The sequence below is a fragment of the Agromyces sp. 3263 genome (assembly GCF_031456545.1).
Lineage (GTDB): Bacteria > Actinomycetota > Actinomycetes > Actinomycetales > Microbacteriaceae > Agromyces.
The window spans coordinates 130,414-147,482 of sequence record NZ_JAVDUV010000001.1; the positions used below are offsets into that span (position 1 = coordinate 130,414).

Annotated in this window: 15 protein-coding genes; 2 read left to right on the forward strand and 13 right to left on the reverse strand. The window is 71.0% G+C overall.

The window, feature by feature from the left end; genetic code table 11:
• Positions 1–19: 19 nt before the first annotated feature.
• The 7 genes from J2X63_RS00655 to J2X63_RS00685 all read right to left on the reverse strand — a co-directional run bounded on the left by J2X63_RS00655 (position 20) and on the right by J2X63_RS00685 (position 7,691).
• Entirely contained in the window at positions 20–1,543 is a 1,524-nt protein-coding gene (locus tag J2X63_RS00655; RefSeq protein WP_309972839.1) for an SDR family oxidoreductase, read from the reverse strand.
• Positions 1,544–1,573: 30 nt separating this feature from the next.
• Positions 1,574–1,813 (reverse strand): hypothetical protein, encoded by a 240-nt coding sequence (locus tag J2X63_RS00660; RefSeq protein WP_159604238.1) that lies wholly within the window; start codon positions 1,811–1,813, stop codon positions 1,574–1,576.
• Between the two features lie 2 nt (positions 1,814–1,815).
• Positions 1,816–2,676 (reverse strand): aldehyde dehydrogenase family protein, encoded by an 861-nt coding sequence (locus J2X63_RS00665; protein WP_309972842.1) that lies wholly within the window; start codon positions 2,674–2,676, stop codon positions 1,816–1,818.
• Positions 2,673–4,253 (reverse strand): aldehyde dehydrogenase family protein, encoded by a 1,581-nt coding sequence (locus J2X63_RS00670; protein ID WP_309972844.1) that lies wholly within the window; start codon positions 4,251–4,253, stop codon positions 2,673–2,675. The genes J2X63_RS00665 and J2X63_RS00670 overlap by 4 nt, the downstream gene beginning before the upstream one ends.
• Positions 4,254–4,269: 16 nt before the next feature.
• On the reverse strand, positions 4,270–5,277 hold the full coding sequence (gene deoC / locus J2X63_RS00675) for a deoxyribose-phosphate aldolase (protein ID WP_309972846.1): 1,008 nt from the start codon (positions 5,275–5,277) through the stop codon (positions 4,270–4,272).
• Between the two features lie 62 nt (positions 5,278–5,339).
• Positions 5,340–6,284, reverse strand: coding sequence for a sugar-binding domain-containing protein (locus J2X63_RS00680; protein WP_309972848.1), 945 nt, complete (start codon positions 6,282–6,284; stop codon positions 5,340–5,342).
• A gap of 189 nt (positions 6,285–6,473) precedes the next feature.
• Positions 6,474–7,691 (reverse strand): MFS transporter, encoded by a 1,218-nt coding sequence (locus tag J2X63_RS00685; protein WP_309972850.1) that lies wholly within the window; start codon positions 7,689–7,691, stop codon positions 6,474–6,476.
• A gap of 23 nt (positions 7,692–7,714) precedes the next feature.
• Between J2X63_RS00685 and J2X63_RS00690 the strand changes: the two genes are divergently transcribed.
• Entirely contained in the window at positions 7,715–8,383 is a 669-nt protein-coding gene (locus tag J2X63_RS00690; protein WP_309972851.1) for a hypothetical protein, read from the forward strand.
• A gap of 34 nt (positions 8,384–8,417) precedes the next feature.
• Here J2X63_RS00690 and J2X63_RS00695 read toward each other — a convergent pair whose 3' ends face one another.
• From J2X63_RS00695 to truB, 4 genes are read right to left on the reverse strand one after another with little or no spacing between them, the layout of a single operon-like run.
• Positions 8,418–9,350, reverse strand: coding sequence for a bifunctional riboflavin kinase/FAD synthetase (locus J2X63_RS00695; protein WP_309972853.1), 933 nt, complete (start codon positions 9,348–9,350; stop codon positions 8,418–8,420).
• A complete protein-coding gene (locus tag J2X63_RS00700) occupies positions 9,347–9,835 on the reverse strand; it encodes a hypothetical protein (RefSeq protein ID WP_309972855.1) in 489 nt (162 codons plus the stop codon). Before J2X63_RS00700 ends, J2X63_RS00695 begins: the two co-directional genes overlap by 4 nt.
• A 24-nt stretch (positions 9,836–9,859) precedes the next feature.
• Entirely contained in the window at positions 9,860–10,228 is a 369-nt protein-coding gene (locus J2X63_RS00705; RefSeq protein WP_309972858.1) for a hypothetical protein, read from the reverse strand.
• Positions 10,225–11,133 carry a tRNA pseudouridine(55) synthase TruB gene (gene truB / locus J2X63_RS00710; RefSeq protein WP_309972860.1) on the reverse strand — a complete coding sequence of 303 codons (909 nt, stop codon included), beginning with the start codon at positions 11,131–11,133 and terminating at the stop codon, positions 10,225–10,227. Before truB ends, J2X63_RS00705 begins: the two co-directional genes overlap by 4 nt.
• Positions 11,134–11,192: 59 nt before the next feature.
• Here truB and J2X63_RS00715 point away from each other — a divergent pair, with 59 nt between their 5' ends.
• Positions 11,193–12,185, forward strand: coding sequence for a 2-dehydropantoate 2-reductase (locus J2X63_RS00715; protein ID WP_309972862.1), 993 nt, complete (start codon positions 11,193–11,195; stop codon positions 12,183–12,185).
• A gap of 75 nt (positions 12,186–12,260) precedes the next feature.
• Here J2X63_RS00715 and J2X63_RS00720 read toward each other — a convergent pair whose 3' ends face one another.
• Both J2X63_RS00720 and J2X63_RS00725 read right to left on the reverse strand, forming a co-directional pair.
• Positions 12,261–14,879 carry a hypothetical protein gene (locus tag J2X63_RS00720; RefSeq protein ID WP_309972864.1) on the reverse strand — a complete coding sequence of 873 codons (2,619 nt, stop codon included), beginning with the start codon at positions 14,877–14,879 and terminating at the stop codon, positions 12,261–12,263.
• A 326-nt stretch (positions 14,880–15,205) separates the two neighbouring features.
• Entirely contained in the window at positions 15,206–16,927 is a 1,722-nt protein-coding gene (locus tag J2X63_RS00725) for a hypothetical protein (RefSeq protein WP_309972865.1), read from the reverse strand.
• Between the last annotated feature and the right edge of the window lie 142 nt (positions 16,928–17,069).

Consider the following 17,069-nt stretch of genomic DNA (forward strand, 5'->3'; position numbering starts at 1 on the left):
GGTCACTCTAGCAACGTCGTTACCGTTTCGTTACCACTTCTTCGGGGGTCGCGTCGGCCTGCACGTCGGCGGTCGCTTCCGGGGTCGCCTCCGCCTCGGCCTCCGCCGTGATGCGATTCGCCATGCCCGAGAAGATCACCCCGTGGAACGGCAGGATCGCCCACCAGTACAGGCGGCCGGCCAGTCCCTTGGGGAAGAACACCGCCCGCTGCCGGTAGTCGGAGCCTCCGTCGGATGCCGCAGCGGCGCCGAGCTCCAGCCAGGCGCGTCCCGGCACCCGCATCTCGGCGCGCAGCCGGAGGAATCGCCCCCGGTCGATGGCCTCGACCCGCCAGAAGTCGACGGCGTCGCCGACATGCAGCGTGTCGGGATCGCGCCGGCCGCGGCGGAGGCCCACACCGCCGGTGAGCTTGTCCACCCACCCCCGAAGCGCCCACGCGAGCGGGAACGAGTACCAGCCGTTCTCCCCGCCAACGCCCTCGATGACGCGCCAGAGGGAGGAAGGCGGGGCCGACGATCGACGGGAGCGCTCGTCGACGTAGACGGTGTGGCCCGCCCAGTCGGGGTCGCTCGGCAGGGGGTCGCTCGGCGCCCCCTCGACCTCGGCGTTGCGCCAGCTCGTCTCCACCTCGCCCTCGCGCTCGCGCTCCAGCGCCAGCCGCACCGCGCGGCGGTAGGGCAGCAGCCCCTCGGGCGGCGGCGGGATGACGGCGTCGATGTCGTGCTCGCGCATCACGCAGTCGAACTGCAACGACTCGATGATCGGCACGGCCAGCCGCCGCGGGATCGGCGTGACGAGGTTCACCCATTGTCCGGCCAGCCACGGCGTGAGCACCGGCAGCGCGGCGATCGGACGCTGCGGCAGCCCCGCCTCCACCGCGTAGCCGTTCATGAGCTGCCCGTACCGGAACACGTCGGGGCCGCCGATGTCGAACGCGCGGTTCACGTCGGGCGCCACCTCGGCGGCGCGCATGAGGTAGTGCAGCACGTCGCGCACGGCGATCGGCTGGATGAAGCTGCGCACCCAGCGCGGTGCCGGCATGTACGGCAGCACTTCGGTGAGGTGGCGGATCATCTCGAAGGACGTGGATCCCGATCCGATGATCACGCCCGCCTGGAGCACGATCGTCGGCACCCCCGACGCCAGGAGGATCTCCCCCACCTGCATCCGCGATCGCAGGTGCCGCGACAGCGCCACGCCCTCGGGGTGGAGACCGCCGAGGTACACGATGCGGCCGACGCCGTGCTCGCGCGCCGATGCCGCCACGTTGCGCGCGATGGCCAGCTCGGACGCCTCGAAGTCGCCGCGTCCGCCCATCGAGTGCACCAGGTAGTAGACGACCTCGACGCCCTCCATCGCGCCGTCCACCGCCGAGCGGTCCACGAGGTCGCCCTCGACGACGTCGACGGATGCCGCCCACGGGACGTCCCGCAGCCGATCCGCCCGGCGCACGAGCACCCGGACGTCGTGGCCGGCCTCGACCAGGCGCGGAACGAGCCGGCCGCCGATGTAGCCGGTCGCACCGGTGACGAGCACGCGCACGTGGACCCCCGTTCCGGGCCCGCACGTCGGTCAGGCCCGTTCGTTCCCTCGACGATAGTTGCCCGTCGCGCGCGCCAGCAGGTGCTGCGCCTGTGAATCGTCCGCGCGTTGGAGGGCCACGATGAGCCGTGCGGCATCCGCCCCGCCGACGGTCATGACGACCCGGCCGCCGCGCGACACCATCACGCCGCCCTGCTTCGTGACGCGGTAGTCGAACGGGTCGGCGACCAGTCGCCCACGCTCGTCGGATGCCCCGTCGCGGCCGCTCATGGCTACCTCAGGCTCTTGGTGTGCCAGACGGTCTTGGTCTCGGTGAACGCGCTGATGCGGCCGAGCGCCGGAGCGGCCGCGTCAGGTCCGGACTCGGGGCGCAGCACGCGCTTCAGCGTGTCGGCCGCATCGATCTCGAGGGAGATCCAGTCGAGCGCACCCGCGCCCACGAGGTCGATCGCGTTGACATCGGCGTGGCTCGCGAGCCACGGCGCGATCTCGGCGGGCGAGCCCGTGAGCACGTTCACGACGCCCTTCGGCACGTCGCTGGTGGCGAGCACCTCGGCGAGGCTGATCGCCGAGAGGGGGAACCGCTCGCTCGCCACCACGACGACGGCGTTGCCGGCGACGAGTGCCGGGGCGACGGCCGACACGAACCCGAGCAGCGAGCTGTCCTGCGGCGCGACGATCGCCACGACGCCCGTGGGCTCGGGCACCGAGATGTTGAAGTACGGCCCGGCGACCGGGTTGGCGTTGCCGGCGACCTGGGCGAACTTGTCGGCCCAGCCCGCGTACCAGACCCAGCGATCGATCGACTCGTCGACCTGCGCCTCGGCTGCCGCGCGCGACACGCCCTCGGCCTCCACGATCTCGGCGACGAACTGCGCGCGACGCCCCTCGAGAAGCTCCGCGATGCGATAGAGCACCTGGCCGCGGTTGTACGCGGTCGCGCCGCTCCACGAGGCCACTGCGCTGCGCGCGGCGACGATCGCGTCACGTGCGTCCTTGCGCGACGCCTTCGCGGCGTTGGCGAGGAAGGCACCGTCGGCACGAAGCACCTCGTAGGTGCGACCGGATTCGCTGCGGGGGAACGCGCCGCCGATGTAGAGCTTGTACGTCTTCGGCACGGCGAGGCGGGTCATCGCTTCGATCCCTTCGTGGTGGTGTCGGCTGCTCGGCGCTGCGTGCTCCGGCGGGTGCGCTTGGGCGCGGCATCCGCGGTCTCGATGGGCTTCGTCGTGGCCGGAGCGGCGAGGCTCTGCCGGGTGGCGCCCTGGCCGATGGGCGTCGGCGACAGGTAGGCGGCGAGTCCGTGGCGACCGCCCTCGCGGCCGTAGCCCGACTCCTTGTATCCGCCGAACGGGCTCGCCGGATCGAAGCGGTTGAACGTGTTCGCCCAGATCACGCCGGCGCGCAGCTCGTCGGCGACGGCGAGGATGCGGCTGCCCTTGTCGCTCCAGATGCCCGCCGACAGGCCGTAGGGCGTGTTGTTCGCCTTCGCGATCGCCTCGGCCGGGGTGCGGAAGGTGAGCACCGAGAGCACCGGCCCGAAGATCTCCTCGCGGGCGATGCGGCTCGACGTCTGCACGTTGGTGAAGATCGTCGGCGCGTACCAGAACCCGTTCTCGGGGATGACGCACGGGGCGCTCCAGCGCTCGGCGCCCTCGGCGACGCCGATGTCGGACAGCTCGCGGATGCGCTCGAGCTGCTCCTTCGAGTTGATCGCGCCGATGTCGGTGTTCTTGTCGAGCGGGTCGCCGAGGCGCAGCGTCGACAGGCGCAGCTTCAGGCGCTCGACGACCTCGTCGTGCACGTTCTCCTGCACCAGAAGCCGCGAGCCGGCGCAGCAGACGTGGCCCTGGTTGAAGAAGATGCCGTTGACGATGCCCTCGATGGCCTGGTCGATGGGCGCGTCGTCGAAGACGATGTTCGCCGCCTTGCCGCCGAGCTCGAGCGTGACCTTCTTGTCGGTGCCGGCGACCTGCTTGGCGATCGCACGACCCACCGCGGTGGAGCCGGTGAACGCGACCTTGTCGACGCCGTCGTGCGCGACGAGCGCCGCGCCGGTGTCGCCCGCGCCGGTGATGATGTTCACGACGCCGGGAGGCAGGTCGGCCTGCTGGAGGATCTCGGCGAAGATGAGCGCCGACAGCGGCGTGGTCTCTGCGGGCTTCAGCACGACGGTGTTTCCGGCCGCGAGCGCCGGGGCGATCTTCCACGCGAGCATGAGCAGCGGGAAGTTCCACGGGATGACCTGCGCGGCCACCCCGAGCGAGCCGGGGTTCGCGCCGAGGCCCGCGTGGTCGAGCTTGTCGGCCCAGCCGGCGTAGTAGAAGAACCACGCGGCGACGAGCGGGACGTCGACGTCGCGCGACTCCTTGATGGGCTTGCCGTTGTCGAGCGACTCGGCGACGGCGAGCTCGCGGGCGCGCTCCTGCACCAGCCGCGCGATGCGGAAGAGGTACTTGCCCCGGTCACGGCCGCTCATGCGCGACCACGTGCGGTCATAGGCCCGGCGAGCCGCGGCGACCGCGTCGTCGACGTCGGCCTGGTTGGCGCTCGAGATCTCGGCGATGCGCTCTTCGGTCGCCGGGGAGATGGTCTGGAAGGGCGTGCCGCGGCCGTCGACGAACTCGCCGTCGATGAAGAGGCCGTACTGGTCGCGGAGCGACAGGATCGCCCGCGACTCGGGTGCCGGTGCGTAGTCGAGGAAGCTCATGTTCGTCGTTCTCGTCTCAGTCGATCGTCACGTAGTCGGGGCCGGAGTAGTGTCCGGTGGTCATCTTCTGGCGCTGCAGCAGCACGTCGTTGAGGAGGCTCGACGCGCCGAAGCGGAACAGGTGCGGCACGAGCCACTCCTCGCCGACGGTCTCGGCCACGGTCACGAGGTACTTGATCGCGTCCTTCGAGGTGCGGATGCCGCCCGCGGGCTTCACGCCGATGCGCTGGCCGGTGAGCAGGTGCCAGTCGCGCACGACCTCGAGCATGAGGAGCGTGACGGGCAGCGTCGCCGCGGGCTGGACCTTGCCCGTCGACGTCTTGATGAAGTCGCCGCCGGCGAGGATCGACAGCCACGAGGCGCGGCGCACGTTGTCGTAGGTGACGAGCTCGCCGGTCTCGAGGATGACCTTGAGGCTGGCGCTCGTGCCGTCGGCGCGGCGGCACGCCTCTTTCACCGCGGCGATCTGGTCGAAGACGAGGCCGTAGCGCCCGGCGAGGAACGCACCGCGGTCGATGACCATGTCGATCTCGTCGGCACCGGCGGTGACCGCCTCTGCGGTGTCGGCGAGCTTGATGTCGAGCGACGAGCGGCCGCTGGGGAACGCCGTCGCGACGGCCGCGACCGAGATGAGCCCGTCATCGGGGTCGCCGTGGGCGGCGCCGAGCGCGTCGACGGCGTAGGACACCATGTCGCCGTACACGCAGACCGCGGCGACCCGCGGGGTCGAGGCATCCGACGGATCGGGGGTCATCGCCTTGGCGACGAGCGAGCGCACCTTGCCGGGCGTGTCGGCACCCTCGAGGGTCGTCAGGTCGATGAGCGAGATGATCGTGTCGAGTGCCCGCTGCTTCGAGGTGGTCTTGATCGAACGGGTGCCGAGGCCGGCGGCGCGCTGCTCGAGGCCGACCGCGTCGACCCCGGGGATGCCGTGAAGGTAGCGGCCGAGCGTGGCGTCGTCGGGTTCACCGCCGAGCACGGCGAGCGCCCGCTCCCGGGCGGTGACGAGTGAGGTGCCTGACATGGTGATGACCTGGCTTTCGTGTGTGGTGCGGTGTCGGTCTGGTGGTGCCCCGCGCGGGCGCCTCAGCCGTCGAGGAGGTGGAGGGCGGTGGCCTCGTCGGTGACGAGCACCGAGCAGAGGCCGCTGCGCACGACGGCATCGGCGACCGGGTGCTTGGCGCTGCCTGCGATCACGGCGATGGCGAGCGGGGACGCCCGAAGTTCGTCGAGCGTGAGCCCGACGGTCCGCGCATCGAGGGCGGGGTCGACGATGTTGCCGTCGGAGTCGATGTAGCGCCCGACGACGTCGCCCACGGCACCCTTCTGCACGAGCACGTCGACGTCGGCCACCGAGAGATAGCCGCTCTCGACGTGCACGGAGTTGTGGTCGGCCGCACCCGCGCTGAAGACGTAGGCGTCGGCCGAGCGGGCGAGCTCGATGACGCCCGCGACGACGCGGTCGGACTCGATCGCCTCTTTCGTGGCGAGGCGCTCGAGGATCGCGGGGCTCGGCAGCAGGGTCGCGCTGCCGCCGCCCTTCTGGGCGATCCCGACCGCCGTGGCCGCTGCGGTGCCCGGCCGGCGGTTGAGGCTCACTCCCCCGTTGATCTGCACGACGTTGACGCCGGTGGCCCACCCGTTGCGCAGGTGCTGCGAGAGCTCGAACAGGGTGCGTCCCCAGCTCACGCCGAGGGTGCGCGGCACAGGCCGGAGGGCGGTGAGGTAGTCGGCGGCCGCCTGGGCGGTGCGCTCCTGCAGTTCTTCGGGCGACTGCACGCCCGCCGTCGAGACCACGATGGCGTCGGTGAGCCCGCGTTCGTCGCGCAGGCGGCGCTCGATCGGAAGCCGGCGTGCGCGGGGATGCAGGATCTCGATGCGGATGAACCCGCGCTGCTTGGCCTGGGCGAGGAGTCGGCCGACCTTCCAGCGCGTGAGCCGGAGCGCCTGCCCGATCTCGTCCTGGGTCTTGTTCTCCTCGTAGTAGAGCTCGGCCGCCCGGATGGAGAGCAGTTCGTCGATCTCGTCCACAGTGTCCTTCCGCTCGCTTCCAGCGTAGGCAGGTGCGTGCGCATCGGCAACACTCGCGGGTGATCCTGCTCATATGAGCAGGGTGAACGGATGCCGCGCGCCGGCGGCGCGCCCCCATTTAGGTCGGCGAGGCTGCGCCGCGGCACTCCGGGGGCGACTCGCGCTCGCGCACGACGTCGCCGGGACGGCTCAGGCCGCGCGCTCGTCCTCGAAGTATCCGGGGCGCGCCGCCATCGCGCCGGAGATCACCGCGGGCACGGTCGACGCGACGAGCAGCAGGACCAGCGGCCAGGTCCAGCCGCCGGTCGCCTGGCGGAGGAGGCCCACGGCGAGCGGGCCGACGGCGACCATGAGGTATCCCGCCGACTGGACGAACCCCGACAGGGCCACCGCGCCCTCGTGCGTGCGGCTGCGCAGGTTGATGAGCACGAGCGAGAGCGGGAAGAACAACGGGCCCGCGCCGGCGAGTGCGACCCACAACCACGTGGCCGTGCCGGGCACGAGCAGGAGCCCGAGGTAGCCGGCCGCGAAGGACCCGATGCCGATGGCCACGAGGAGGCGTACCCGGCCGTACCGCGCGGCGATGATCGGCACGACCAGTCCGGCGGGCAGGCCCATGGCCGCGTACAGCGACAGCAGCGCCCCCGCCTCGGCCGGCGGCGTGCCCGCGATGTCGTGGAGCATCGACGGCAGCCACGCGAACAGCGCGTAGGCGTTGAAGCCCGCGACCGTGAACAGCACCGCGAGCGACCACGCGAGCGGCGAGCGCAGCGCGTAGCGCAGCAGCCCGGGCTGCGGTTCCTCGGGGCGCGCCGGCTGGCGACGGCCGTCGGGATGCAGCAGCAGCACGATCCAGGGGATGAGCGCGACCGCGGCCACGAGCCCCCACTCCCCCAGCGAGACACGCCAGCCGGCGGCATCCGCCACCGGGACGGCGACGAGCGGCGGCACGAAGGTGCTCACCGACAGCGCGGTCACGTACAGCGAGGTCATGAGACCCACGCGATCGGGGAAGTAGCGCTTCACGAGCGGCGGCAGCAGGACGTTGCCCACCCCGATCGCCGCGAAGGTGAGGGTGGATGCGGCGATCAGCCACAGGGCGTCGCCTGCGAGCCCGCGACCGATGAGGCCGAGCGACAGGGCGACGAGCGCGACGACGAGGGTGGGCTCGAGGTCGAACCGCTTCGTGATGAGCGGGGTGATGATGCCGAACACGGCGTAGCAGAGCGGGGGCAGCATGCCGAGCAGTCCGACCGCGGCCGGGCTGAGCTGGATGTCGCGCTCGAGCTGGTGGAGGATCGGCGAGAGCGAGGCGACGGCCGTGCGCAGGTTGAAGGCGACGAGCACGATGCCGAGCAGCGCGAGCGTTCGGCCGGCCCAGAGCGGTCTCGGCTGGGTCGGCTTCACCCGTCCGAGTCTAGGCTGGTGACGTGGCCGACTTCGCCCGCTACCTCCCGCTCAGCCAGCGCTCCGGCTTCGACGAGCGCGGCGTCACGAGCGACCGCCGGGAGCCCACTGCGATCGTCCTGCGCGCGATCGCCGCGGCCGTTCGGGCTGGCGGCGATGCGGGCTGGTCGGCGAGCACCGGGGAGCTCCCGCCCGCCGTGCCGGCCGCGATCGCGCAGCTCATGGCCGGATTCGACCGTGCGCCGGCGCGCCGCGCCTTCGAGACCGCCCAGCACGCGCTCGGGATGAGCCCGCGCGAGGGCGATGTCGACCTCCCCGTCGAGGGCCCGAAGGACGCCGCGGCCGCCCTCGACGCCCGAGCGGTCGCGATCACCGAGCGTCCGCAGCCGACCCGGCTCGTCGAGCTCGACGACGCCGTGGTCGCCGCCGTGCGTGTCGGTGACGCCCTCGGAACCCCGATCGCGGTGCCGCCGCTCGCCTCGGGCGCGGTCGCGCTGCGCCGGGCTGCCGCGGCGCCCACGCCGATCCGCGCGGTGATCTCGGGGCACAGCCTGCACGCGACGGATGCCGGATGGACCATCGGCCACGGCCCCGCCCTCGTCGGCACGGCGCACGAGCTCATCCGCTTCCTGGCGGGCATCGGCGATCACGCCCCCCGCTCAGCACGACCTGGCGAATTGGGCGACGCCTGATCGATCGCCGTCGAAGCGGTCGGCGGAGTCCCCGCTAGTCGGCGAGCAGGTCGCGCGCCCGGTCGACATCGCCTCGCATCGTCTCGATGAGGTCGGGGATGTTCGTGAACGCGACCATGCCGCGCAGGCGCTCGACGAACTCGACGTCGACGACATGGTCGTAGAGGTCGAGCTCGCGGTCGAGCACGTACGCCTCGACCTGCTTCTTCGCGACGCCCTCGAAGGTCGGATTGTCGCCGACCGAGATCGCGGCCGGGTAGCGGGTGCCCGCGTCGGTGAGCCACCCCGCGTACACGCCGTCGGCGGGGATCAGGCCCTCCGACTCGGGCGACAGGTTCGCCGTGGGGTACCCGAGCTCGCGACCCCGCTTCGCCCCGTGCACGACGATGCCCGACACCGCCGGCGTGTGGCCGAGTAGCCGGGTGGCGTGGCGCACGTCGCCCTCCGCGAGCAGCTCGCGGATCCAGGTCGACGAGACGCGACGCTCGCCCTCGGGGCGCACGTCGTCGACGACCTCCACCGTGAAGCCGAACTTCGCGCCGAGGTCCTGCAGCAGGGCGACGTCACCGGCGCCACGGGCGCCATACCGGAAGTCGCTGCCGACCAGCACGGCCTTCGCCTGCAGGGTGTCGACGAGCACCCGCTCGACGAACTCCGTGGCCGGCACCGAGGCCAACGCGCGGTCGAACGGCAGCAGTACCGTCGCATCCACGCCCGTCGTTGCGAGCAGCTCGAGCTTCTGCCGCACGCTCACCAGCGAGTCGGGGCACTTGTCGGGCGCGAGGAGCGCCAGCGGGTTGCGGTCGAACGTGACGACGACGGCACGCAGGTCGCCATCCGCGGCGATCGCGCGGATCCGGTCGATCACCGCCCGGTGACCGCGGTGCACGCCGTCGAACTTGCCGATGGTGACGGCGCTCGGGCCGAAGCCGGCGGGCACCGCATCGAGGCCCTTGTACGTCTTCACGCGGCATCCGCCCCGCTCGTGGGATCGACCGGCGCCGTCTCGGGCATCGCCGCCTGCTGCGACATCGGCCGATGCGTCGCGAGCCACCACATGCCGAGCAGGGGAAGCACGAGCGGAATGAAGAGGTAACCACGGCCGAACCACGACCACACCGTGTCGTGGGGGAAGAGCTCGGGGAACGCGATGCTGACCGCGCCGATCACGACGACGCCGGTGAACTCGAACGCGATCGTCACCCACGCCACCCGGTACCAGCCGCGACCCGACCGCACGAGGGCGATGGTCGCGACCACGTACACGACGGCTGCGAGCGCCGAGAGCGAGTAGGCCAACGGCGCCTCGTCGAACTTCGTGGCGATCTGCACGAACGAGCGGCCGATCGCGGCGAGGGCGAGCACGGCGTAGACCGCCACGAGCACGCGCCCGATCCCGCTCATCCGCCGCCCGCCATTCGTCTGGGGCCGGGCACTCCGCACGTCAGTCATGTCGTTCGATTCTCTCATCCGCGGCTACGCCTGCTGCACGGTCCAGATCTGGAACATGCGATACACCATGACCGCCACCGAGAGGGCGGCGACGCCGAGGATCACGGTGCTCCAGCGATTCCGTTCGAGAAGCGCCCAGAAGATCGCCGCCGGCGGGATGAGGAGGGCGCCCACGAGGTACACGTAGAACTCGAGCACGCTGCCCGTCGGCTGGTTGCCGAACGCCGGCGCGGCGATGGCCACGACGAGCTGCACGATGAGCAGCAGCTCGACGAGCACGAGCGCGCCGTTCGTCAGGTCGTTCGGCACCCGGCCCGCGAGGCCGAGCACGAGGCAGAGCAGGCCGGCCGCGACCGCGATGGCCAGCTGCACCCACGTGAACCACTCGATCACGAGGCGCCCCCCGCGGGGAACCCGGTGACCACCTTCAGCGTCTGTCCGCGCCGTTCCACGATGGCGACGAGCCGGTCGTCGGGGGCGATCGCGGCGATGGCTCCTGCGACGGCCTCGGTCACGGCTGCGGCCGGCCCGGCGTCGATGCGCTTGCCGTGCCCGAGGTCGACGGCCTGCTCAGTGGTGACGGATGCCACGGGCAGCGCCCGCCGGGCGGCATCCGAGGGGCTCATCAGTGCCTGCGCCACGTCGAAGCCCTCGAGCGCTGCTGCCTCGTCGACCCCGAACGCCCCGATGCGCGTGCGTCGAAGCGCGGTGAGGTGACCGCCGGTGCCGAGGTCGGCGCCGATGTCGCGGGCGAGCGCTCGCACGTAGGTGCCTGACGAGCACTCGACGCGCACGTCGACGTCGACGAAGCCGTCACCTCGGCGCACCGCGAGCGCCTCGAAGGCCGACACCGTGACCGTGCGGGCGGCGAGTTCGACGGCCTCCCCCTCGCGCACCCGCTGGTAGGCCCGCTTGCCGTCGACCTTCACCGCGCTCACCGCGCTGGGCACCTGCTCGATGACGCCGGTCTGGCGCTGCATCGCGGTGACCAGGGCCTCGTCGTCGACGGCGTCGACCAGGGCCGCGGATGCCGCGGGCAGTGGCTCGCCCTCGGCGTCGTCGGTCGTCGTGTCCCATCCGAGCCGGATGGTGGCGAGGTACTCCTTGTCGAGACCGACGAGGTAGTGGAGCAGTCGCGTGGCGTCGTTGACGCCGAGGACGAGCAGGCCCGTGGCCATCGGGTCGAGGGTGCCCGCGTGGCCGATCTTGCGGGTGCCGGCGAGCCGGCGCATCCGCGCGACGACGTCGTGGCTGGTGATTCCCTGCGGCTTGTCGACGAGGAGGATGCCGCTGTTCACGCCGTACAGGCTAACAGCCACGGCGACAGCGCCCGACGACGCGCCCCTACGCTGGGAGGGTGAGGATCGGGATCATCGGCGCCGGCGCGCTCGGCGGCACGTTCGCCGTGCTGCTCGCCCGCGCGGGTCATGACGTCGAGGTCACCGCTCGCGGTGCCGGCCTCGAGGCGATCCGCTCCGGCGGCATCCGGCTGACGGGCGGATTCGGCGATGCGGCGGCGACCGTCGCGGCTGACGAGGTGCTGACGCGGCGCCCCGAACTCGTGCTCGTGTGCACGAAGGCGCAGGATGCCGAGGCCGCCATCACGGCGAACGCCGCCCTCATCGACGGCGTACCGGTCGTCGTGGTGCAGAACGGCCTCGACGGCGTCGACACGGCCTCCCGCCTGCTGCCGGCCTCCTCGTGCATGGGCGTGCTGTCCATCATCGCCGCGAACTACACGGAGCCGGGGGTGGTGCGCGTCACCACGACCGCGGCCAGCTACCTCGGCCGAGGCGAGGGGCCCGCCGACGAGGAGTGCACGCGCATCGCCGCACTGCTCTCCGAAGCCGTTCCGGTGATCGCGATCGGCAACTTCCGCGGTGCGCAGTGGACGAAGCTCGTCGTCAACATGGTCAACGCGGTGCCGGCCATCGTGGGGCGTAGCGTGCAGGACGTCATCGGCGACCGGCGACTCCGGCGCGTGGTCACCGCCTCGATGCGCGAGTGCGTCCGAACGGGAGTGGCCCGCGGCATCCGGTTCGGATCGCTGCAGGGGCTCGCGAACGGCCGCTTGCGCCTCTTCGCCCGGCTGCCGCTCGCCGTCGGCCAGGTGCTGCCGTGGTTGATGGCCCGCCGGATGGGTCGCGTGCCCAACCTCGGGTCGACGCAGCAGAGCGTGCGCCGAGGGCAGGCGACCGAGGTGGACTTCCTCAACGGCGCCGTCGTGCGCGAGGCATCCGCCGCCGGCATCGACGCCCCGGTGAATCGCGCACTCGTCGACCTGGTGCACGAGGTCGAGCGGAGCGGACACCTGCCCGCTGCTCGGGTGCTCGCCGCCACCGGCGTCTGACTCCCCGAAACGACTTCGCTCGAAAACGACCGAGGGGACCCGGTCACCCGGGTCCCCTCAGTTCGTGTCAGCGGATCAGGCGCGCTTGCGTCGGATCCGTGCGATCACCAGGAACGCGATCCCGGCGATGACGATGATGCCCGCGACGATCGCGATGGTGGTGCCCGCGAAGCCGGTGCTCGCGAGTCCCGTGCCGCCGCCGGCAGCTGCCGTCGTCGTGTTCGCCTTCGGTCCCGTCGCGCAGTCGGGCGTGGCCGGCGGGTAGGTGACGTCGACCGCGAGGGTCGGGTTCACCTCGAGCGTGGCGCTCGTGAGCGCACGCGTCCAGGCGAAGTTGCCGTCGGTCTCGACCCAGGCGTCGCCGATCTTCTCCCAGCCAGGCCACCCGGTCGGGGTGACGCCGTCCTCGGCAACGGACGCGCCGGGCCAGAGCACCTTGCCTTCCAGCGTGCCCGCGTCGGAGAGCGTGCCGAGCGCGATGGTGTGCGAGTTCGTGCCGTCGGTCATGAGGAGCTTCACGTCACGGCCGGTCGACTGCTGGTCGGGGTCGATCAGCGTCACGTCGAAGAAGATCCACGGAGCGTCGGCGAGGCACACCCCCGTCGCGAGCGACCCGTCGAGCGACGGCTCGATGCAGTCCGCGTCGGTGAACTCATATGAGAACCGCTTCTCGGTGAGGTCCTTGTCGAACACGAAGCCGGGCTTCGCGGTGGCGACCGCGGTGGCTGCACCCGACGTGGGGTCACCCTCGATCGTCCAGACGACGTTCTCGGTCTCGGCCGGCAGCGTCACCGCGTCGTCCTCGACTCCACACCGGTCGATGTGGTCGGGGGCAGCGGGCACCTCGATCACCTTCGGGCAGGGGGTCAGGTCGAAGGTGAACGGGAACTCGCGGACGGAACCGCCCTCGAACGTGTATCCGTCGGCCGCTGTGGCGATCGCCTTCGCGGCGCCCGAGGCGTGATCGCCCTCGATCTTCCAGGTGATCAGGTCGGTCGAGGCAGGCACATCGATGCGATCATCGGCCGTTCCGCAGACGTCCACGCGAGTGGGGGTCCCGTTGAGCGCAATCGTCGTGGGCGGGCACTTCACGTCCGTGAACGCCAGGGTCCAATCGTGGCGAGTCGTGCCATCGGCGAAGATGTAGCCGGGCTTCGTCGTCGCAGTCGCGGTGGCCGCACCATCGGTCACCGGGCTCAGCACCCACTCGACACCCTGGACCGCCGCGGGAGGCACGATCGCATCGGCGTCGACGCCGCACTCGTCGGTCTTCTGCGGCTCCGCGGGAACGGGCACCGTCGTCACGCAGGGCACGTCGGTGAAGGCGAATGTCCAGGTGTGGCTCGTCTCGCCCCCCACGAACACGTAGCCCGGCTTCGTCGTGGCGGTGGCCGTCGCCGAGCCGCCCGCCACCGCGGTGACGTTCCATTCGACACCCGTGACAGCGGAAGGCGTGAGAATCCGATCGTCCGCGACACCGCACTCATCGACGAAGGCAGGCTTCGCCGGCAGCGACAACTGGGTCGGGGGCTTCACGCAGTCCTCGTACTGCAGCAGGGACTGGTCGCCCTGTGCCGGCACGTTCTTGGTGCCGAAGAACCAGTAGCTGAATGCCGAGTGGATGTCCTTCGAGTGCAGGGAGTGCCCGATCAGGAAGTCGGCGACCGACATGAATGCCCGATCGTAGGTGCCGTCGGTGTTCCAGTGACAGACCTTCACCGGCTGGGGTGCGACGCCGCAATCGATCTGGCCTTCCCAGTGGTAGTTCGTGCCGGCAACCTGGATCCAACGGATCGACCACTGGTCGGGATTGGGCCACTTGGGGTGCTCCGCGAAGGTGAAGGTCTTCGTGCCCGACCAGGTCCCGGAGTTGTTGTGGAAGTTGAGCGTCAGCTCCTTGCCGTCGACGACCACCCGCACGTTGACGTCGTTCGCCTGACCGGCGGGGAGGCCGGCAGGGTAGACGACCACGAGCGCCTCACAGGTCGGAGCCGCGTACTGCCAATTCCAGTCGAACGGCTTCGTGCAGTCCGCGTACTGCAGCAGGCTCTGGTCGCCCTGGGCGGCGACGTCGATCGTCTCGCCCTTCTTGACGTACGAGAAGGCGGGGTAGATGTCGCGCTTGTCCTGGTGGTCGATGTGGCCCGCGTGGAAGAACGCGCTCACCGAGGTCGTGAGGCGCACGTAGGGGTTCGTCGCGCTGCCCGTGGCGTGACAGAACGTGATCTTCTTCACGGTGCCGTCGCCGCAGTTCGCGGCGGAGATGGTCAGTCGGCCGGTGTCGGTGTTCTGCGTGCCGTTCGACCATTCGGTCTTCAGCGTGAGCTCATAGGTGCCGGCTTCGACGCCGTACTCGACGAACTTCTCCGACTTGTTCTTGCCGATCTCCGTTCCCACCGGCACGACGTCGGGGTCGGACGAGGTGAGAACCTTCTCGACCTTCGCCTCGGAGTTCTCGACGGTCCACGTGATGTCGAACGTGCTCGAGTCGGCGTCGCAGGCGGCGACGCCCGTGATCGTGTTGTGGTGCGCGCTCGCGGGCGCGGCCACGCCGACGAGGGCGAGGCCCGCACCGAGCGCGACGGCGGTGAGCGCCGCCGCGATGCGGTGGACGAGGGCTCGGGATTCGGGGCGCGATCGCGCACCGGGATCGCCGGGGGCAGCGTGCGCCGACCCGGCGCGGGGCTTGCTCATGCGGTCTGTCTCCATCGGTCGATCCGGCCGCACAGCGAACCGATGGAGGACACGATGACGCGCCAAGACGGCGCAGAAGCGGCCGCGCGAAGGGGCATGCGCGACCGTCGGGGTTCGGGTACTCGGGTGGAGCAGGGGGGTTCGCAGGGCCGGAGGGGCTGGCTGTATGCACCAGTATGTCGGTTTCCGGGGACTTGTGTACCCCGTTTTCCACCATGGGGGACGATTGTCCCCCCTTTTGGGGACCGAACGCTCCGATTCCCCGCCTCGCGACGGCGAAGCAGGGGTCCGGCGCCATGCCGAACCCCCCGCTTCGGATCCGAGGATCAGGCCCGGCGTCGCATCCGTGCCGTCAACACCACGCCGCCGCCCAGAGCCATGAGCGCCGCGGCGATGATGGCGAAGGTGATGCCGTCGAAGCCGGTGGAAGCCAGCCCGCCCGGGTCGGTGCTCGCGGTCGTCGCCGAGCCGCTCCCGCCGCCGCCCGGCGTGCCGGAGTCGAACGGGGTCGGTGCGCTGTCGCAGTCGGGCGTCGCCTCGGGGTAGGCGAGGTCCACGACCACCTCGGGGTTCACCGCGAGGGTCACCTCGGTCAGGTCGCGCGTCCAGGCGAAGTTGCCATCGGTCTCGACCCAGGTGCCGTCTTCGAGCTGCTCCCAGCCCGGCCAACCGGTCGGGGTCACCTGGTCGGCGGCCACGGAGGCTCCAGGCCACAGGATCTTGCCCGACAGCTTCCCGTTGACGAGGTCACCGAGGATGACCGTGTGGGTGAGCTCGCCGGCGGTGAAGACCAGACGGGCCGTGTTGCTCGTCGAGCGGTGCTGCGGGTCGTCCAGCGTCAGGCTGTAGGTGATCCACGGGGCATCCGCCACGCACTCCCCGCTGGCGACGACGCCGGTGAGCTTCGGCTGAATGACCTCGGTCGGGGCGTCCGCGTCGAACGTGTACTCCACGCAGCCCAGGGTGATCTTCGTGATGACACCGTCACCGGACACGCCAGAGCCGAGTGAGTAGCCGACCGCCTTGACGACGGCGTTCGGGAACGCGGCGAGCCATTCCTGGGCCGTGCCGAACCAGTTGGAGCCGTTGCCGCCGCCGGTGTGCGGGGCGAGCGCCTGGACGGCGGGTGCCGAGCTGCCCGTCAGCCACCAGTTCTCGCCGTAGACCTTCTCGCCGACGAGGACGCCGTCGGGCGTGCCGTTCGCGTCGAAGTCGACGACGAGCTGCAGGCCGGGCTCAGGACCGGTCGTGGCGGTGTAGTCGAGCGACCCGTCGATCGTGCCGGTCCCGAGGCTGGCGAGCGGAAGGTTCGTCGGGAAGTACCCGGCGGCCTTGTCGGTCGTCGTCGTGCCCTCGGTCCAGATGTGCAGGCCGCCGTCGACGAGCTCATTGTGCCCGGTCGCGCGAGTCTCGCCGAGGCTCCAGGTCTTGAGGTCGGTGGTGACGACGGAGGTCGTGGTCGCGCAGGCGGTGAGCACCGGCTCGCAGGGTTCGTTCGTGAACCCGGTGATCGTGAAGGTGATGGTCGCCTGGCCGTTGGTGAAGAGCGCGTCGCCCTGGGCCGTCGCCGTCGCCGTCGCTGCGTCGCCGACGATCGGCGTACTGGTCCACTTCACCGTGTCGGTGTCGGCTGGCAGGACGACCTTGTCGTCCGAGGTGCCGCACTTGTCCTGGTACCCGGGCTGGACGGGGATCGCCAGGCCCTCGGGCACCTCGGGCTCGTCGGGGACATCGACATAGCTGAGCGAGTAGTGGCTGATCGAGTCCTTGATCGGGTGGTCGATGGTCACCGTTGCCGAGGGCGGGGTGACGGCGACGTAGAACTTCTGGGTTCCGGCCTTGACGCAGTACCCGTCGATCAGCTGGCCTTGGGGCGCCGTGACGGTGAGCGTGTTGCCGGGCTGGGAGTTGTCGATCTTGCCGGAGTCGAGCGGCTCGCAGATGAACGCGGGCTGGTCGGCCTGGGCGGGCAGTGCTGCGGTGCCGAGCGCGAGCGCGAGCGCTCCTGCTGCGGCCGCCGCTGCCACGAAGGCGCGGGGGATCCTCATCGGTGGGTTCTCCTGGGTGGTCGGGTACGTGGGCACGACGCACCGGGTCTCCGGATGCCGCATCGAGCACGGTTCGGGCCGTGCGCGCGCGAGGTCGGGTGACGACCGGAGATCGGGTTCGTGCCAAGGGGGGTGGGGCGGG

What these genes read in the sequence shown, in the direction of transcription:
- J2X63_RS00660 (WP_159604238.1), bottom strand. Translation starts at nt 1,813, where the DNA reads ATGAGCGGCCGCGACGGGGCATCCGACGAGCGTGGGCGACTGGTCGCC.
- J2X63_RS00665 (WP_309972842.1), bottom strand. Translation starts at nt 2,676, where the DNA reads ATGACCCGCCTCGCCGTGCCGAAGACGTACAAGCTCTACATCGGCGGC.
- J2X63_RS00670 (WP_309972844.1), bottom strand. Translation starts at nt 4,253, where the DNA reads ATGAGCTTCCTCGACTACGCACCGGCACCCGAGTCGCGGGCGATCCTG.
- deoC (WP_309972846.1), bottom strand. Translation starts at nt 5,277, where the DNA reads ATGTCAGGCACCTCACTCGTCACCGCCCGGGAGCGGGCGCTCGCCGTG.
- J2X63_RS00700 (WP_309972855.1), bottom strand. Translation starts at nt 9,835, where the DNA reads ATGACTGACGTGCGGAGTGCCCGGCCCCAGACGAATGGCGGGCGGCGG.
- J2X63_RS00720 (WP_309972864.1), bottom strand. Translation starts at nt 14,879, where the DNA reads ATGAGCAAGCCCCGCGCCGGGTCGGCGCACGCTGCCCCCGGCGATCCC.
- J2X63_RS00725 (WP_309972865.1), bottom strand. Translation starts at nt 16,927, where the DNA reads ATGAGGATCCCCCGCGCCTTCGTGGCAGCGGCGGCCGCAGCAGGAGCG.